This is a genomic window from Paenibacillus sp. AR247, from assembly GCF_002968895.1.
Taxonomy (GTDB): Bacteria; Bacillota; Bacilli; order Paenibacillales; family Paenibacillaceae; genus Paenibacillus_AQ; species Paenibacillus_AQ favisporus.
This window is the reverse complement of the sequence record NZ_PCZT01000023.1, coordinates 312,435-327,085: the sequence shown is the minus strand read 5'-3', so window position 1 is coordinate 327,085 and position 14,651 is coordinate 312,435. Positions and strand designations below refer to the sequence as shown.

The window sequence follows — 14,651 nt, the reverse complement described above, 5'->3', positions numbered from 1 at the left end:
GGATCACCCGCTCCCGGGTCATTTCATTGACTCCGCCCTTGCCGGACAGCGCCTTGGATACAACGAACTTCGATACGCCCAGGTGGTCGGCGATTTGCTGCATCGTAATCTTTTTGGCCATCGTCTCAATTTCACCTCAAATAAACTGTCATTCATGTTACGAATATCGTAAAGGGCTGCATCAGGCGTGCCGCTTTCAAGGCGGTTACGACACCGGTTGTGCTCCGGGTCCGGATACAGCCGTTTCTGGAACCATGTTTGTTAGTCTGGAGAATCAACAACATTATAACAAAATGGGCGCCGGCATTATATAGAGACGATAACGAAGAACAGAGAAAGCCTCAATTTTCCAGATTTAGGGTAAAAAGAATTGACTCCCATTACACAATCGTATACATTTGTATACAAACGGTAGTACACGTATACACATCCACTAATTCTAAGGAGTGACGTCAATGAAAGAAGATATGAACAACGAGGCAGGCCGGCAGCCGGAATTAGCTGCTGATCCCCGGATACTGGAGGGTGGCGGCCGCTGGGAGCGAGGCGACCGGCGCGGCGGGGGCCGCGGACACGGGCACCACGACCACGGCCGGCGCGGCAAAAGGGAGCATCACAGCGACGACGAGAGCGGCCGGAGCTTTCAGAGCGCCCAGACGTTTCGGCGCGGCCGCGTTCTGATGTTTCTGGAGCGTATGCAGGTCATGCGCAGCACGCTGATGCAGCAGCTGAGCCAGCCCGAGTTCCAGCCGATCCAGCAGGTCATTACCGGTGAGCTGAAAGCCGTTGACCAGATGATCCAGGAGTACATCCATACGTTCGAGCTGCGCGAAACGGGGGATGGCGGAGCCCCCGTTTCTTCGCCGGGAGGCCAGGCGCAGGCAGCCGATTCTGATACCAAGTGAGGTCCCGCCCATGTGGAAACTGATGATATCCTACCTTCGCCCATATAAAGTGTCGGCCCTGCTGGCTCCGCTGCTGATGCTGCTTGAGGTATCCATGGACCTGCTGCAGCCAGCGCTGATGGCGAACATCGTTAATAAAGGAATTGTCCCCGGCGACCTTGCGTACATCGAGCGAACAGGTCTTCTGATGATCGGGGTTGCCGTAGTCGGCCTGCTTGGCGGCGTAGGGTGCACCATCTTTTCAACTTATGCCTCTCAGCATTTCGGCACCGATCTCCGGGACCATCTGTTCCGGAAAATACAAACCTTTTCCTTCCGCAATCTGGACGAGCTGAAGACCGGATCGCTCATCACCCGGCTGACGAATGACGTCGTTCAGCTGCAGACAGTGGTCCAGATGATCCTGCGGAGCATCCGCTCCCCGCTGCTGTTCCTCGGCAGCCTCATTCTGGCCCTCTGGATCAGCCCCCGGCTGACGCTGGTCCTGGCGGTATCGATCCCTGTCCTGGTCGTATTTCTGGTGCTTCTGATCCGGAAGTCTTTTCCGCTGTTCGGCCGGGTTCAGTCGATGCTTGACCAGGTGAACGGCGTCCTGCAGGAGAACCTCGCCGGCATTCGGGTAGTCAAGGCCTTCGTCCGCGCAGGCTATGAACGCAAGCGCTTTGCCGGCGCTAACGGCGAATACACGAAGGAGGCCATCTCGGTCAACCGGCTCTTGGGGCTGAACATGCCGGTCATGACGCTGATCCTGAATTTGAGCATCGTGGCGGTGCTCTGGTACGGAGGCGCCCTTACCCGCGGCGGATCCCTTCCCGCCGGCGATTTGATCGCTTATATCAATTACGTGACCCAGCTCCTGTTCGCCATGCTGATGGTAAGCAACATGCTGACCTTCATCTCCCGGGCCAGAGTCTCCGCGGCCCGGGTGCAGGAAGTGTTTAACGCGCAGCCGGACATTGTCGATCCCACCGGCGCCCAGGCCAAGGAACCGGCGGCCGCGGACGTGGTCTTCGAGAATGTATCCTTCGGTTACGGGGAGCATCCGCATGCCGATCCGGTGCTCAGCGGGATCAGCTTTACAGCCAAGCCGGGGCAGACGACCGCCATTCTAGGCGTTACCGGATCCGGCAAATCCTCGCTCGTGCACCTGATCCCGCGGCTCTATGACGCCACCGGCGGCCGCGTGCTCATCGGCGGCACGGATGTCCGCGCCATCCCGCTGGACATCCTGCGCGGGATGGTGGGCATGACGCTGCAGCAGTCCGTGCTGTTCAGGGGCACAGTGCTGGATAACATCCGTTATGGTCAGCCCGGCGCTCCGCTGGAGGAAGTGACCGCGGCGGCCAAGGCCGCCCAGGCCCACGATTTTATCATGCAGATGCCGGACGGCTATGAGACCGTGATCGGGCAAAAAGGCGTCAACTTGTCCGGCGGGCAGAAGCAGCGCCTGTCGATCGCCCGCGCGCTGCTCGTTAAGCCGCGGATCCTCATCCTGGACGACAGCACGAGCGCGGTCGACGTCGGTACCGAATCGCGCATCCAAGCGGCGCTGAAGGAGCTGATGAACCGCAGCACCAACATCATCATCGCGCAGCGGATCAGCTCGGTCATGGAGGCCGACCAGATTCTGGTGCTGGAGAACGGCTCCATTGCCGCCCGGGGGACCCACGAAGAACTGCTGCGGACCAGCGCGATTTATCAGGATATTTACCGTTCGCAGCGGAAGGAGGAAGATACGCATGCCGCAGCCAACTAAACCCGCCGGCACAGAACCGCGCCACGGGGGCCCTCCCATGATGGGTCATGGACCCGGCCGAAACATGGTCATGCAGAAAGCCATACCCAAGCAGGCTGGCGCTACCCTCAGAAGACTGTGGGCCTATCTGAGCCGCCAGCGGTTCGGGTTGATTATCGTATACGTTACGACCATTCTCAGCGCGGTCATCTCCCTGATCGGCCCTTTCCTGCTCGGCAAAGCGATCGACCGCTTCATTATGCCGAAAGAGCATGACGGCTTCTGGTCGCTCTGCCTGCTGATGATCGGCATCTATGCACTGGGCAGCGTTGTTTCCTGGATTCAGGTGTACGTCATGACGGCGGTTTCCCAGCGCACCGTCTTGGCCCTCCGCCAGGATCTGTTCGATAAATACCAGCAGCTGCCGCTGCGCTTTTTCGATACCCATCCGACCGGAGAACTGATGAGCCGCACGACCAATGACATCGAGAACGTGTCGAACACGCTGAACCAGAGCGTAACGCAGCTCTTGAACAGCATCATTACGCTGGCCGGATCGCTGGTCATCATGCTGAGGCTCAACCTGCCCCTTACGCTCGTCAGCCTCATCAGCATTCCGCTTGTGCTCGTGGCAACCCGCCAAATCACGCGCTGACCCGAAAGCTGTTCAAAGCCCAGCAGCAGCACCACGGGGTGAGCATCCGCGATATGGATAAAGACAGCCTGCGGAGCAAGGTGGGGATCGTCCTCCAGGACGCCTACGTTTTTTCCGGCAGCATCCGCGAAAACATCCGGTTCGGACGGTTAGATGCGACCGATGCCGAAGTGGAGCATGCCGCCAGGCTGGCGAATGCCGACCGCTTTATATCCCGTCTGCCGGACGGGTATGATACGATCCTGGCCGCTGAGGGCAGCAATCTGAGCCACGGCCAGCGCCAGCTGCTGACCATCGCCCGGGCGATCCTCGCCGATCCGGCCATCCTTATACTGGATGAAGCCACCAGCAGCGTCGATACCCGGACCGAAATGCATGTCCAGGAAGCGATGCAGACGCTGATGAAGGGACGGACCAGCTTTGTCATCGCCCACCGGCTGAGCACGATTCAGGATGCGGACCGGATTCTGTTCATCCACGGCGGACGCATTGCCGAGCAGGGGGACCACCGTCAGCTGCTGGAAGCCAAAGGTTTTTATTATGACTTGTACACCAGCCAGTTTCAGCGGGCGATATAATTGGGGAATCATAACAAAACTCCGGATGCCTTCATGGGCGCTTCCGGAGTTTTTTGGATGAACGATGTTGTCAGGTCAGGATTTAACCCTCCATAGGGGTCAGAACAGCCTGCGGCTCCGATTCGGGAATCATCTCCTTTTCCGTCCCCTCCCCTAACCGGATATAACGCCCAATAAATTGGCGTATCCTGCGTTCGTATTCTTTTTTGTCCACAAAATAAGCGTTCGCATGCGAAGCCCCCTGAACCACATAGACTTCCTTATCTCCTACCGCGGCATCCACAAGACGGTGCAGCATCGCGTATGGGACAAAGGTATCGCGGTCCCCGTGAATAAACAGAATCGGGAGCTTCGTCCGGGCGACCTGCTTCAACGCTGAGGCTTCTCCGAAGGAGTATCCTGCCCGCAGCTTGCACATCAGGCTGGTTGCCGGCAGCAGCGGAAATGGCGGGAGCTTATACATCTGCTTGAGCTGATGGGTCAAAATGTCACGCACTGACGTGTAGGCACAGTCCGATACGATGCACTTCACCTGCCCGGGGAGCTCCTCCCCGCTTACCATCAGCACTGTCGCTCCACCCATGGATACGCCGTGCAGTATGATTTCCGCCTCGGGTCCGCTGCGGTCAATGACCGTGCCGATCCACCTTCATAATATCTCTGCGGTCCGGCCAGCCAAACCCGATGTAATTCCCTCCGCTTTGGCCGTGCCCCCGGTTATCCGGCATCAGCACGTTCATGCCCATCTCATGGTACAGCTTAGCAAAAGCCCCCATTTCCCGGCCCTGGCTGGAATAGCCGTGCACGACGATGGCGGTTTGGCGGGCAGGCGTGGCTGCGGGGATGAAATATCCTTTGAGGGCAATTCCGTCCGAGGACGTCAGCTCCAACGTTTCAACAGGCTGGCTGTGGAGCCACCCCTCCTCAAGCTCCCAGGGGTGCTCTTCTTTGACCAGCGCCGGATCGGCTTCCAAAAACTCCTTCGTGCTGCGCTTGATGCCCACATTATAAAAATAAGCACTTGCCGCGGCCAGCAGCAAAACGATCACGGCCAGGCAAATGATGGCGACCCATACGGCGGTGAACATGATGGTGATCTTTCCCTCCCGGTCTTAGGCGATTATTGGATATGTATAAAATAACATTCCGCAGCACGGCATACAATGGCGGTTCTGCGTCCGTTCCTTTCGGTCACCAAAAAACAGCCCCTTCGGTCCATCACCGAAAGCGGCTGTTCGCAGTGCTGCAGGATCGTGCTACTTTTTGTTCTTCGCCATCGACCGCAGCGCTTCCCGGTAGGCGTTGTCCGTACTGTAGTCCGGCTTCGGCGCGGGCGGCTCCTCCTCCTTGGCCGGCGTGCCTCCCGCGAACTGCCGGAGAGCATCGCGGTAAGCCCGGTCGCCCTGCTGCTCCGCAGCCTGCGGCCTCCGGGTTGTCACCGGCACCGGCTCGGGTCTTCTTACCGGTTCAGAGACCACCGGTCCGGTGGTTGCCGGCGGCGGTTCCGCCGCCTTCACAGGTTCAAGATGAGCAGTTGGCTCCGCCGTTTCTTGGAAAGGTTCCTTTGCCTGCTTTTTCGCTGCTTTCTTGGACATCCGGGCATTGTAAATAAAAAGAAAAACCAGGGCGAGGACAGCCAGAACGATAAAGGCGATAATCATAGCCTGTACCTTACCTTGCTGCCGAGGAGAATCGTCCGGCCAATTCGGCTACGCGCTTGCCTAATGCTCGGCCCAGGGCGAGGTCGTTTTCGCCGGGCAGGTTTTTGGGATCGTCATCCGAAAGCTCCACGGGACACGTCACACCCACACCGTAATACGATCCGTACAAGGCGTTCTCCGGTATGTTTCCGGGAAGACCGACGACGATCATGCCGTTGTGAAGCATCGGCGTCAGCAGGTTGATCATGGTGGATTCCACCCCGCCGTGCACGGTCGCCGTCGTGCAGAATACGGCCCCGACTTTGTTGACCAGCTTGCCCTGCGCCCACAGGTAGCCAAGCTTGTCGATCCAATTTTTGAGTCCTGAACTGATGGTTCCAAAATGTCCAGGACATCCCCATACGATGGCATCCATATCTTCAAGTTTATAAATGTCCGCTTCATTAACGTGAGCGATTTCCGCCTCAGCTCCGTCTACGCTCGATGCCCCTTCCCATACGGAACGCGCCAAGGCTTCCGTGTGGCCGTTTTCGCTGTCGTAAACCACGTACACTTTCATGTTTAACTCCCCTTTCATCAACTGGATTTCTTATTTATCTCCAGGGCGGCGTTCCTTTATCCGAGCGGCGATCCGGGAAATTCCTCTGCTGAATATGAATGGGGCAATTAGGAGATGCTCTTGGATATCTGTTTTCAATCGATAACTAGGAAGCACCTTTAGGAGGGATCATGCTTTTATGAATTCGCGTGCACTGCTGGTCAACGTTGTAGTCGTCATCATTGTGCTCGTCCTGGGCGGCGCGGCCATTTATTACTACAACCAGACGTCCAACTACATTAAAACCGACAATGCCCAAGTCACCGGACAAGGGGTATCCATCACCGCACCAGCGGCCGGCAAGCTTACGACCTGGAACGGATCCGTCGGTAAATATTACAATTCCGGCGATGTCGTAGGAAGCGTAACTTCCGGAGGTACCCGGCTTGATATAACGTTCCCTGTGAACTCCACCATCGTTCAGCAAACGGCAGTTCCCAATTCTTTTGTATCCCCAGGGACTTCGCTGGCAAGAGCCTACAACCTGAACAACCTGTGGATTTCGGCCAATATTGAAGAAACCAAGCTGGATAAAATCAAGGTCGGCCAAACCGTCGACGTCTATGTTGATGCTTTTCCAGATACGACGCTAACCGGCAAGATCGATCAAATCGGACTGGCTACCGCGTCTACGTTCTCGCTGTTTCCAACGACCAATTCCAACGCCAACTACACCAAAGTGACGCAAGTCATCCCTATCGTCGTTACCATTGAAGGGTATAAAGGCCTCGGGCTCGTTCCGGGCATGAATGCGACCGTTCGAATCCATATTTAGGGGGCTTGTCTAATGGAAAATATACATATGGGGCGGACGTTGACGGTGCTCATGCTCGGGGCGTTCGTCTCCATCCTGAACCAGACGCTGCTGAACGTGGCTATCCCCCACCTGATGAACGATTTCAACGTGTCCGCAACGACGGTGCAGTGGCTGTCCACCGCCTACATGCTGGTGAACGGCGTGCTCGTTCCGGTCACCGCTTTTCTGATTGAGTCCTACGGGACCCGGGTGCTCTTTATTACGGCCATGAGCCTATTCACCATCGGTGCGGTGCTCTGCGCCGTCAGCACCAACTTTCCGCTGATGCTGTTTGGCCGCGTTGTACAGGCCAGCGGGGCGGGGATCATTATGCCCGTCGTGATGAACGTGTTCCTGACGGTTTTCCCGCCCGAAAAACGCGGGACCGCGATGGGCATGATGGGGATTGCCCTGATGTTCGCACCGGCGATCGGACCGACGTTATCGGGATGGATCGTGGAGCACTATACGTGGCGGATCCTGTTTTTCATGGTCATTCCGCTGGCCGTTCTGGATATTCTGTTCGCCATGAAGTGGCTTAAAAATATCAACCGCCTGACCAAACCGAAATTTGATTCCTGGGGCGTCATCTTCTCCACCCTTGGTTTCGGAATTCTGCTCTATGGCTTCAGTTCCGCCGGAGACAAAGGTTGGACCAGCTTCACGGTGCTCGGCTCGCTTATTGTGGGTGCTGTCTTTATCATCCTGTTTGTCGTGCGCGAGCTGAACATGGACTCGCCGATGCTCGATTTCCGCGTGTTTAAATACGACATCTTCTCGGTTTCGACGGTCGTCGGCGGCCTCGTCAACATGACGATGTTCGGGGCGATGCTGCTGCTCCCGATTTACCTCCAGAATATCCGCGGGTTCACCCCGCTTCAGTCCGGTCTGCTCCTTCTGCCAGGGGCGATTCTGATGGGGATCATGTCCCCGATCTCGGGAGCGATTTTCGATAAAATCGGCGCTACGACCCCTGGCCATTATCGGGCTGCTCATCACCGCGGTCATGACCTTTGAATTCAGCCGGTTGACTGACACCACATCGTATTCGCATCTGATGATGCTCTACACAATTCGCAGCTTCGGCATGTCGCTGATCATGATGTCGGTGCAGACCGAGGGGCTCAACCAGCTTCCCTACTACCTCGGAAGCCACGGAACGGCAATGTCCAATACGATGCGGCAGGTGGCCGGGTCGATCGGGACCGCGCTGCTGGTGACGGTGATGTCGACGCGGACCACTTTTCACATCGCGGAATCGTCCACGCTGTACAACGAGGATAATCCGTTCATCATGCAGGATATCGCTGCACTTGGGCAGGAGGTTGCCGCCACCGCAGGGGTTCCCGCCGAGACCGGCGTATCGCTGGCACTGCAGTCGGTACTCGGGCTGGTGTCGTCGAACGCAAGCGTCAACGGCATCAACGACGCCTTTATCGTTGCGACCTGGTTCGCCATCGCCGCCTTGTTCTTTTCCCTCTTCCTGCGCCGGGCGCGCAAAGGCAAACGGTCCGGGAGTCCGGCCAAGCAGCCCTAAGCTTCTAGACCCAAAGCGCAGCACCAACGATATTGGACCTCATGATTGGGGTACATATACAAAGCCGCTATCCCGCATGGGATAACGGCTCTTTTATTTTTCGGACAAGATTTGCTTTTTTAGTCGTACAAGCAGGGCCCTTCACATAGGATGTAACAATGCGACAGACCGATGAAGGGGGTTCTCTTTGAATGAGTGTATGGATCAGCCATTTCCTGCTTGGCCTTTCCCTGGCCGCTCCGATCGGTCCCATCAATGCGGCACAGATGGACCGCGGGCTGCGCGGAGGCTTTTTACACGCGTGGCTGGTGGGCCTCGGAGCCATGGTGGCCGACGGAATTTTCATGCTGCTTGTGTATTTCGGGGTCATTCATTTTCTTAACATCCCTTTTATGAAAACGTTTCTGCTGCTGTTCGGCTTCTTTATCCTGACTTATATCGGCGTAGAAAGCCTCCTGACCGCAGGAAAAGCGGGTATGGAAACCCGCAGCAGTAATGAATCGCATGTGAAATCCTTCAGCGCCGGCTTTATCATGTCCATCTCTAACCCGCTGTCTATCCTGTTCTGGATGGGGATTTACGGGTCGGTTCTCGCCGACATGATAGCTAAGTACGAAGCCAAAGAGGTGTTCCTGTACAGCTGTGCGATCATGGCCGGCCTCATGCTGTGGGATGTGTTGATGGCTATCGTAGCCAGCATGTTCCGGCGGGTGCTCACGCAGCGCCTGGTCAGCGCGATTTCAGTCATTTCCGGCATTTCGCTTATCGGATTCGGCCTCTACTTCGGATACGAGGCATACCGAATTTTGTTCGGGTCCTGATCGTTCTTGGGCCAGACTCTGCGTGCTCTTCGGTATCGTACGAGCCCTTCTTCGGCCCATCGGTTTTGTTCCAGAAATGGCGCATGACCAGCGTAACGCAGCCGATCACGACGATAAATCCGAGACTGATGAAAAAACCGGGACGGCTGATTTTATGAAACAGCGTTCCGATCAGCGTCAAGGCGATCAGCACCATGCCGATATACCGCTTGACTTTGCCCCATCCGGTCAGCTCCAGCAGCTTGCCGGACGTGACGAGAATAAACATCCAGTTATACAGCAGCATCATGCCCGCGGCCGTCGTAATGTACTCATATACGCTTTTCGGCATCAGCAGAGCGGATACCACGGAAGCGAGGAGCCCCACAGCCGTCAGACCGATAGCCGGCAGGGGCTTTTTGCCTTCCTTCTTCTTGCCCTTGATGAAAAAGGGCGGTGCATCCCCGTCGCTGGCCAGCGTAACGATCATCGTCGTCACCGCAAACAGCGAGGCCGTCATCGTCGAGAAACCGGCAATAATGAGAACCGCATTAAACAAATGCGGCACAAACGGCAGCTTATAATCGACAAGGGCCACCACAAACGGGCTCTCCTCGGCAGCATAGGATTTCCATGGCTCGAGAATAAGCGCCAGTCCAATGGAAATGACATAGATGGACACTAACAGCAGCAGCATCACCTTGCCAGCCTTCGGCGCGTCTTTGGGCTCCCTCAGCCTCATGGTCATCAGACCTAACGCTTCCAGTCCCCCGTATCCGTAAAAAGCAAAAATGAGCGCTGCCCAAAATCCTGTGAGCCCGCCCGGTACCCAATCCCGCGGAAAAGCGGGACCGTGAGCTTTGGTCGGGAGTACGCCGGATACCGCCAGAATGGCGATGACCATAAACATGAAGATCGCCGCAATTTTTAGCACAGCAAAAATGTTCTCCATTCGCTCGAATCCCTTGGTTCCAATCCAAATGATAAGGAGCCCGAGAACACCGTACCCCGCCGCAAAGCACCACATCGGAACCTGCGGAAACCAAAAGCGTGAAAACAAGGCAAGCGCCGTTAATTGGCTCCCCATAATAAGCAGCTCCGACGACCAGTACACCCAGCCGCTGCTGAACCCTGCCCACCGGCCGAAAGCCTTCTTGGCGTAAGAGCGGAACGAGCCCTCCATCGGATCCTCCGCTGTCATTTGAGACAGCTTATCGTAGACCAAATAGGCCCCGAACGCCGCCAGGGCGTACGCAACGACCGCGGAAGGACCGCCGATCTCAATCGCAATATGAGAGCCCAGGAAAAAACCCGTACCGACCGTGCAGGCCACCCCAAGGAGCGACAGCTGCCACCATTTCAGTTTCTTTTCTTTCGTCTGGGAGCCTTGATTCTGTGCCATAAATGATTCCCTCCACCGTATTGGTCGAACTCTGTTATCATCCCCGGGAGGTGACATCTTATGTACTTTATGGCGGGCCCCGAAATCCAAAAAACCGCAGCTGCAGGGACTTTCGCCATCCTGCAAACTGCGGCTTTAAAACAATAGTTTTATGATTCCTTTTACGATTCGTTACTTTTTGATTCCCCAAGCTTTCAAAATGGCATCATGCACATACGTGTTTTCGTAGACGCCTGCAAACAGCTCGGCTCCGCTGCCCATGGCCGTCAGCGGCACGTCCACGCCGGAATGGCCGGAAGTCGTCCAGTCCACATAGAACTGATCCTTGGAGTTCGCGATAGCGAACGGACCGTCTTCCTTAGAAATGCCGTCTCCAGACTCGTCCTTGTCATCCGGCTCTTCGATCGTCAAGCCGCCTGTCTCATGGTCGGCCAGCACAAGTACCAGTGTATCAGGATGCTTCTTCGCGAATTCCTTAGCTGCGCCAACGGCTTTGTCCAGCTCCTGGCCGGCTTTGATCGTCAGCTTGGCATTGTCATTGTGGGCGAATTCATCCGTGCCTTCTTCTTCAACCATCAAGAAAAAGCCCTTTTTATTGGTAGAGAGGGTATCCAGCGCTTTTTTCGTCATGTCCACGAGCGGTACCGTTGGATTGTACAGGTCACCCTGCCCTTCCTCTCTTTGCTGGAACATTTCTTCATTCGCAAACAGGCCGAGAATTCTGCCATTCTTCGCTTTGCTCAACTCTTCTTTGTTCGTTACATATTGATATCCGAGCTGCTTGGCTTTCTCCACCAGGTTGCCCTGAGTGCCCTTGCTGCCTTCTGTCGGATCTTCAGCCGGCTGGTCCGGGTGCGGACCTGGCGTACCTTGCGGGTACCAGAAATCCTCACCGCCGCCGAGCAGAACGTCTACTTTTTTCTCCAGATACTGCTTGGCGATATCACTTTGCTTGGAGCGGTCTTCCACATGGGATGCGAATGCCGCAGGCGTTGCATCGGTAATTTGGCTTGTCGTCACGAGACCCGTGGATTTGCCTTTCTCCTTGGCGATTTCAAGCAGCGTTTTGACCGGTTTTTTGTTGGCGTCCACACCGACGGCTCCATTATAAGTCTTCACGCCGCTGGCAATGGCCGTTCCCGCTGCGGCGGAATCCGTAACCGTAGTCGTGGAATGGGTGCGAAGAAGTCCAACATATGGCATATCGTCCATTTGCAGCTTGCCGTTGACGCCAACGGTGCTCAGACGGATGGCGTCGCGCGCTGCGGTGCCCATGCCGTCACCGACGAACAGAATCACGTTTTTGGCTTTGCCCGCATTGGGTGAAGGGGCTTTCGAGTTTCCTTGGGCGCTGACCGAGCCCGTAAAAATTAAACTTGCCGCCGCGCTCAGGCAGAAAGCGGTTTGAACCAGACGTTTACTGCGTTTCATTCATCATTCACTCCTTTAAAGGATTCTAGCATGTCCCCATTATAGGAGCCGATTGTTAAGCGGGATGGCGGAGTTTGTAAAATGTATTTCATCTTTGAGAAGAGGCAAGCGGATCGGGGCCGGACAGGCCCAAACTGGCTTCGGGTGAAATCTGTTTTCTCCTGGTCCCCGGATTATGATATATTTCATATCAGGAAGACCTATTTTTCATAGAAGTGGAGAAGGAGGAAACACAATTGGAATTCAGAATTGAGAAAGACACCATCGGCGAGATCAAGGTTCCCGCGGACAAGCTTTGGGCGGCGCAAACCCAGCGCAGCTTTGAAAATTTTGAAATCGGCACGGAGAAAATGCCCCTTGAGCTGATTCGTGAATTCGCCATCCTCAAGAAAAGCGCAGCTCTCGCCAATAAAGAGCTCGGCAAGCTGAATGCAGAGAAAGCGGACGCTATCGTCGCAGCGGCCGACGAAGTGATTGCCGGCAAACTGGACGATCATTTTCCGCTCGCCGTATGGCAGACCGGAAGCGGCACCCAGTCCAACATGAACGTAAACGAGGTCATCGCCAACCGGGGGAACCAGCTGCTTCAGGAACAAGGCAGCGACCAGCGTATCCACCCGAACGACGACGTCAACAAGTCGCAAAGCTCCAATGACACCTTCCCGACTGCTATGCATATTGCCGCCCTGATCGCCGTTGAGGATCAAGTTCTGCCTTCCCTGGTGAAGCTGAAGGAGACTTTCCGCGCGAAGAGCGAGCAGTTTATGGATATTATCAAGATCGGCCGGACCCACCTTCAGGACGCGACTCCGCTGACCCTGGGCCAGGAAATCAGCGGATGGCACCGGATGCTGGAGAAAAGCGAAGGCATGATCCGCAGCAGCCTGGAATCCCTGCGTGAGCTGGCGATCGGCGGGACCGCGGTAGGAACCGGGATTAACGCCCATCCGAAGTTCGGCGAGATGACGGCAGCCAATATCAGCAAGCTGACCGGCAAAACGTTCACATCGGCGGAAAACAAATTCCACGCGCTCACGAGCCATGACGAGATCGTCTATGTTCACGGCGCGCTGAAAGCGCTTGCCGCTGATCTCATGAAAATCGCCAACGACGTGACGCTGGCTGGCCAGCGGTCCGCGCTGCGGCATCGGCGAGCTGACGATCCCGGCCAATGAACCGGGCAGCTCCATCATGCCGGGCAAGGTCAACCCGACGCAGAGCGAAGCGCTGACGATGGTCGTCTGCCAGGTTATGGGCAACGATGCGGCGATCGGCTTCGCGGCGAGTCAAGGCAATTTCGAGCTGAACGTGTTCAAGCCGGTCATCATCTATAACTTCCTGCAGTCCGCCCGCCTGCTGGGCGACGCCATGCGCTCATTCAACGATCATTGCGCCGTGGGCATCGAGCCAAACCGCGCGGTCATCGAGCGCAACCTGAATCAGTCGCTCATGCTCGTGACGGCGCTCAATCCGCACATCGGCTACGAAAACGCCGCCGCGGTCGCCAAGCTGGCACACAAGGAAGGCTTGACGCTGAAAGAAGCGGCCCTGAAGAGCAACCTGCTCACCGAAGAGCAGTTCGACGCGGTCGTGCGTCCGGAGGAAATGATTCATCCGAAGGAATAGTTAGAGATAGAAGCAAAAAAGTCGAGTTAAGGTCAGGAGTTCTCTGAACCTTACTCGACTTTTTTTATTTCTCTCACCATACTCCCCTCAGCTTGTCATTGCCCCTTGGTCTGCCCCGGCAGCGGCAACTTTAGAGCGCGCTACCTGGATTTCCTCCTGCTTTCTCGCGGCGTAATAACGCCGGAAGCGGACGGAATAACCGAGCATATACAGCACCAGCAGCGAGGCCAGCGTGTTCAGCACCACGAGCGACACATGCAGATCGAAAAAGTACGTCAACACGCCGGTGCCGATAACCGGTACGATAAACCCGGCATAGCCGGCAAGGTAAAAGGTCGTGATGACCTTTGACCGAGCCTCAGCGTGCGGCAGCTCACCAGCCAGACGCAAGCTGATTTGGAACGTCCAGCCGCTGCCAAGGGCTTGAACCAGCACCCCGATCCACAGCAGAACGATGCTTCCGGTGGATCCCGAGAAGACGACCAGCCATGCCCCGATCGACAGCAGCGCGATGCCCAGCCGCAGACGGGTAACCGGTTCGCTCGCCAGCGGCAACAATTGCAGCAGGGCCCCTCCTCCAAGCAGCAGCAGGATCAGCAGGCCGGAGACGGATAGGTTGGATGAATGGAGCACGCTTTTCACAAAGGAAGGAATCAGGGACAAAATAATACCATTCAGCGTAAACAACGTAAAGATCGGCAGGGCGCTGAACGACCAGAAATGCGGGCTGATCTCAGACGGCACTCCCAGCGATATCGGTGCAGGTGCCGCTTTCGGCTTGCCTTTTTGCGCCAGAAAATCGGCATCCTTCAACGTTTCCAGAGCCATCCACGCGGTCACCAATAATGCCGTCAACAGCCAGAAAGGAACACGCAGCGGCATCAAGTGCAGATACTGAATGACGAGTCCCGTCAAAGCCGGACCGAG

Annotated in this window: 12 protein-coding genes and 3 pseudogenes; 7 read left to right on the top strand and 8 right to left on the bottom strand. The window is 56.2% G+C overall.

What is annotated here, in order from left to right; all coding sequences use genetic code 11:
• On the bottom strand, positions 1-121 hold a 121-nt coding region (locus CPT76_RS30550), incomplete at its 3' end, for a LacI family DNA-binding transcriptional regulator (protein ID WP_146116482.1).
• Positions 122-455: 334 nt separating this feature from the next.
• Between CPT76_RS30550 and CPT76_RS38030 the strand changes: the two genes are divergently transcribed.
• The 3 genes and pseudogenes from CPT76_RS38030 to CPT76_RS30535 form a co-directional block, all read left to right on the top strand.
• The gene (locus tag CPT76_RS38030; RefSeq protein WP_181153156.1) at positions 456-905 is read left to right on the top strand and encodes a hypothetical protein; all 450 of its coding nucleotides are present in this window, start codon (positions 456-458) and stop codon (positions 903-905) included.
• Between the two features lie 10 nt (positions 906-915).
• Positions 916-2,661, top strand: coding sequence for an ABC transporter ATP-binding protein (locus tag CPT76_RS30540; RefSeq protein WP_105445538.1), 1,746 nt, complete (start codon positions 916-918; stop codon positions 2,659-2,661).
• A gap of 193 nt (positions 2,662-2,854) precedes the next feature.
• Positions 2,855-3,873 (top strand): annotated as a pseudogene (locus CPT76_RS30535) (ABC transporter ATP-binding protein); the annotation flags it as partial.
• Positions 3,874-3,955: 82 nt separating this feature from the next.
• On the opposite strand, the gene CPT76_RS41705 reads toward CPT76_RS30535, so the two are convergent.
• The 4 genes from CPT76_RS41705 to CPT76_RS30520 all read right to left on the bottom strand — a co-directional run bounded on the left by CPT76_RS41705 (position 3,956) and on the right by CPT76_RS30520 (position 6,093).
• Positions 3,956-4,435: an alpha/beta hydrolase gene (locus tag CPT76_RS41705; protein WP_308737698.1), complete on the bottom strand. Its 480-nt coding sequence runs from the start codon at positions 4,433-4,435 to the stop codon at positions 3,956-3,958.
• A 64-nt stretch (positions 4,436-4,499) separates the two neighbouring features.
• Positions 4,500-4,961, bottom strand: coding sequence for an alpha/beta hydrolase (locus tag CPT76_RS41700; RefSeq protein WP_308737696.1), 462 nt, complete (start codon positions 4,959-4,961; stop codon positions 4,500-4,502).
• Positions 4,962-5,129: 168 nt separating this feature from the next.
• On the bottom strand, positions 5,130-5,534 hold the full coding sequence (locus tag CPT76_RS30525) for a hypothetical protein (protein ID WP_105445537.1): 405 nt from the start codon (positions 5,532-5,534) through the stop codon (positions 5,130-5,132).
• A gap of 10 nt (positions 5,535-5,544) precedes the next feature.
• Positions 5,545-6,093 carry an NAD(P)H-dependent oxidoreductase gene (locus CPT76_RS30520; protein ID WP_105445536.1) on the bottom strand — a complete coding sequence of 183 codons (549 nt, stop codon included), beginning with the start codon at positions 6,091-6,093 and terminating at the stop codon, positions 5,545-5,547.
• Positions 6,094-6,271: 178 nt separating this feature from the next.
• On the opposite strand from CPT76_RS30520, the gene CPT76_RS30515 reads away from it, so the two are divergent.
• The 3 genes and pseudogenes from CPT76_RS30515 to CPT76_RS30505 all read left to right on the top strand — a co-directional run bounded on the left by CPT76_RS30515 (position 6,272) and on the right by CPT76_RS30505 (position 9,286).
• Positions 6,272-6,907, top strand: coding sequence for an HlyD family secretion protein (locus CPT76_RS30515; protein ID WP_105445535.1), 636 nt, complete (start codon positions 6,272-6,274; stop codon positions 6,905-6,907).
• Between the two features lie 12 nt (positions 6,908-6,919).
• Positions 6,920-8,465: pseudogene (locus tag CPT76_RS30510) on the top strand (DHA2 family efflux MFS transporter permease subunit).
• A 191-nt stretch (positions 8,466-8,656) separates the two neighbouring features.
• Positions 8,657-9,286, top strand: a complete 630-nt coding sequence (locus CPT76_RS30505) for a LysE family transporter (protein WP_105445534.1) — start codon at positions 8,657-8,659, stop codon at positions 9,284-9,286.
• On the opposite strand, the gene CPT76_RS30500 is transcribed toward CPT76_RS30505, so the two are convergent.
• Complete coding sequence (locus tag CPT76_RS30500; RefSeq protein ID WP_105445533.1) at positions 9,228-10,667, bottom strand: amino acid permease; 1,440 nt, start codon at positions 10,665-10,667, stop codon at positions 9,228-9,230. The genes CPT76_RS30505 and CPT76_RS30500 overlap by 59 nt on opposite strands.
• A gap of 171 nt (positions 10,668-10,838) precedes the next feature.
• Entirely contained in the window at positions 10,839-12,098 is a 1,260-nt protein-coding gene (locus tag CPT76_RS30495) for an alkaline phosphatase (RefSeq protein WP_105445532.1), read from the bottom strand.
• Positions 12,099-12,334: 236 nt separating this feature from the next.
• Here CPT76_RS30495 and fumC point away from each other — a divergent pair.
• Positions 12,335-13,724 (top strand): annotated as a pseudogene (gene fumC, locus CPT76_RS30490) (class II fumarate hydratase).
• Positions 13,725-13,811: 87 nt separating this feature from the next.
• Here the strand turns inward: fumC and CPT76_RS38025 are convergent.
• Positions 13,812-14,651, bottom strand: an 840-nt coding sequence (locus CPT76_RS38025; RefSeq protein WP_105445531.1) for an MFS transporter, incomplete at its 5' end; no start/stop codon positions are given.

Bases quoted from the DNA above. Each gene is read 5' to 3' on its own strand.
- CPT76_RS30520 (WP_105445536.1), bottom strand. From the start codon at position 6,093: ATGAAAGTGTACGTGGTTTACGACAGCGAAAACGGCCACACGGAAGCC.
- CPT76_RS30500 (WP_105445533.1), bottom strand. From the start codon at position 10,667: ATGGCACAGAATCAAGGCTCCCAGACGAAAGAAAAGAAACTGAAATGG.
- CPT76_RS30525 (WP_105445537.1), bottom strand. From the start codon at position 5,534: ATGATTATCGCCTTTATCGTTCTGGCTGTCCTCGCCCTGGTTTTTCTT.
- CPT76_RS41705 (WP_308737698.1), bottom strand. From the start codon at position 4,435: ATGGTAAGCGGGGAGGAGCTCCCCGGGCAGGTGAAGTGCATCGTATCG.
- CPT76_RS30540 (WP_105445538.1), top strand. From the start codon at position 916: ATGTGGAAACTGATGATATCCTACCTTCGCCCATATAAAGTGTCGGCC.
- CPT76_RS41700 (WP_308737696.1), bottom strand. From the start codon at position 4,961: ATGTTCACCGCCGTATGGGTCGCCATCATTTGCCTGGCCGTGATCGTT.
- CPT76_RS30505 (WP_105445534.1), top strand. From the start codon at position 8,657: ATGAGTGTATGGATCAGCCATTTCCTGCTTGGCCTTTCCCTGGCCGCT.
- CPT76_RS30495 (WP_105445532.1), bottom strand. From the start codon at position 12,098: ATGAAACGCAGTAAACGTCTGGTTCAAACCGCTTTCTGCCTGAGCGCG.
- CPT76_RS38030 (WP_181153156.1), top strand. From the start codon at position 456: ATGAAAGAAGATATGAACAACGAGGCAGGCCGGCAGCCGGAATTAGCT.
- CPT76_RS30515 (WP_105445535.1), top strand. From the start codon at position 6,272: ATGAATTCGCGTGCACTGCTGGTCAACGTTGTAGTCGTCATCATTGTG.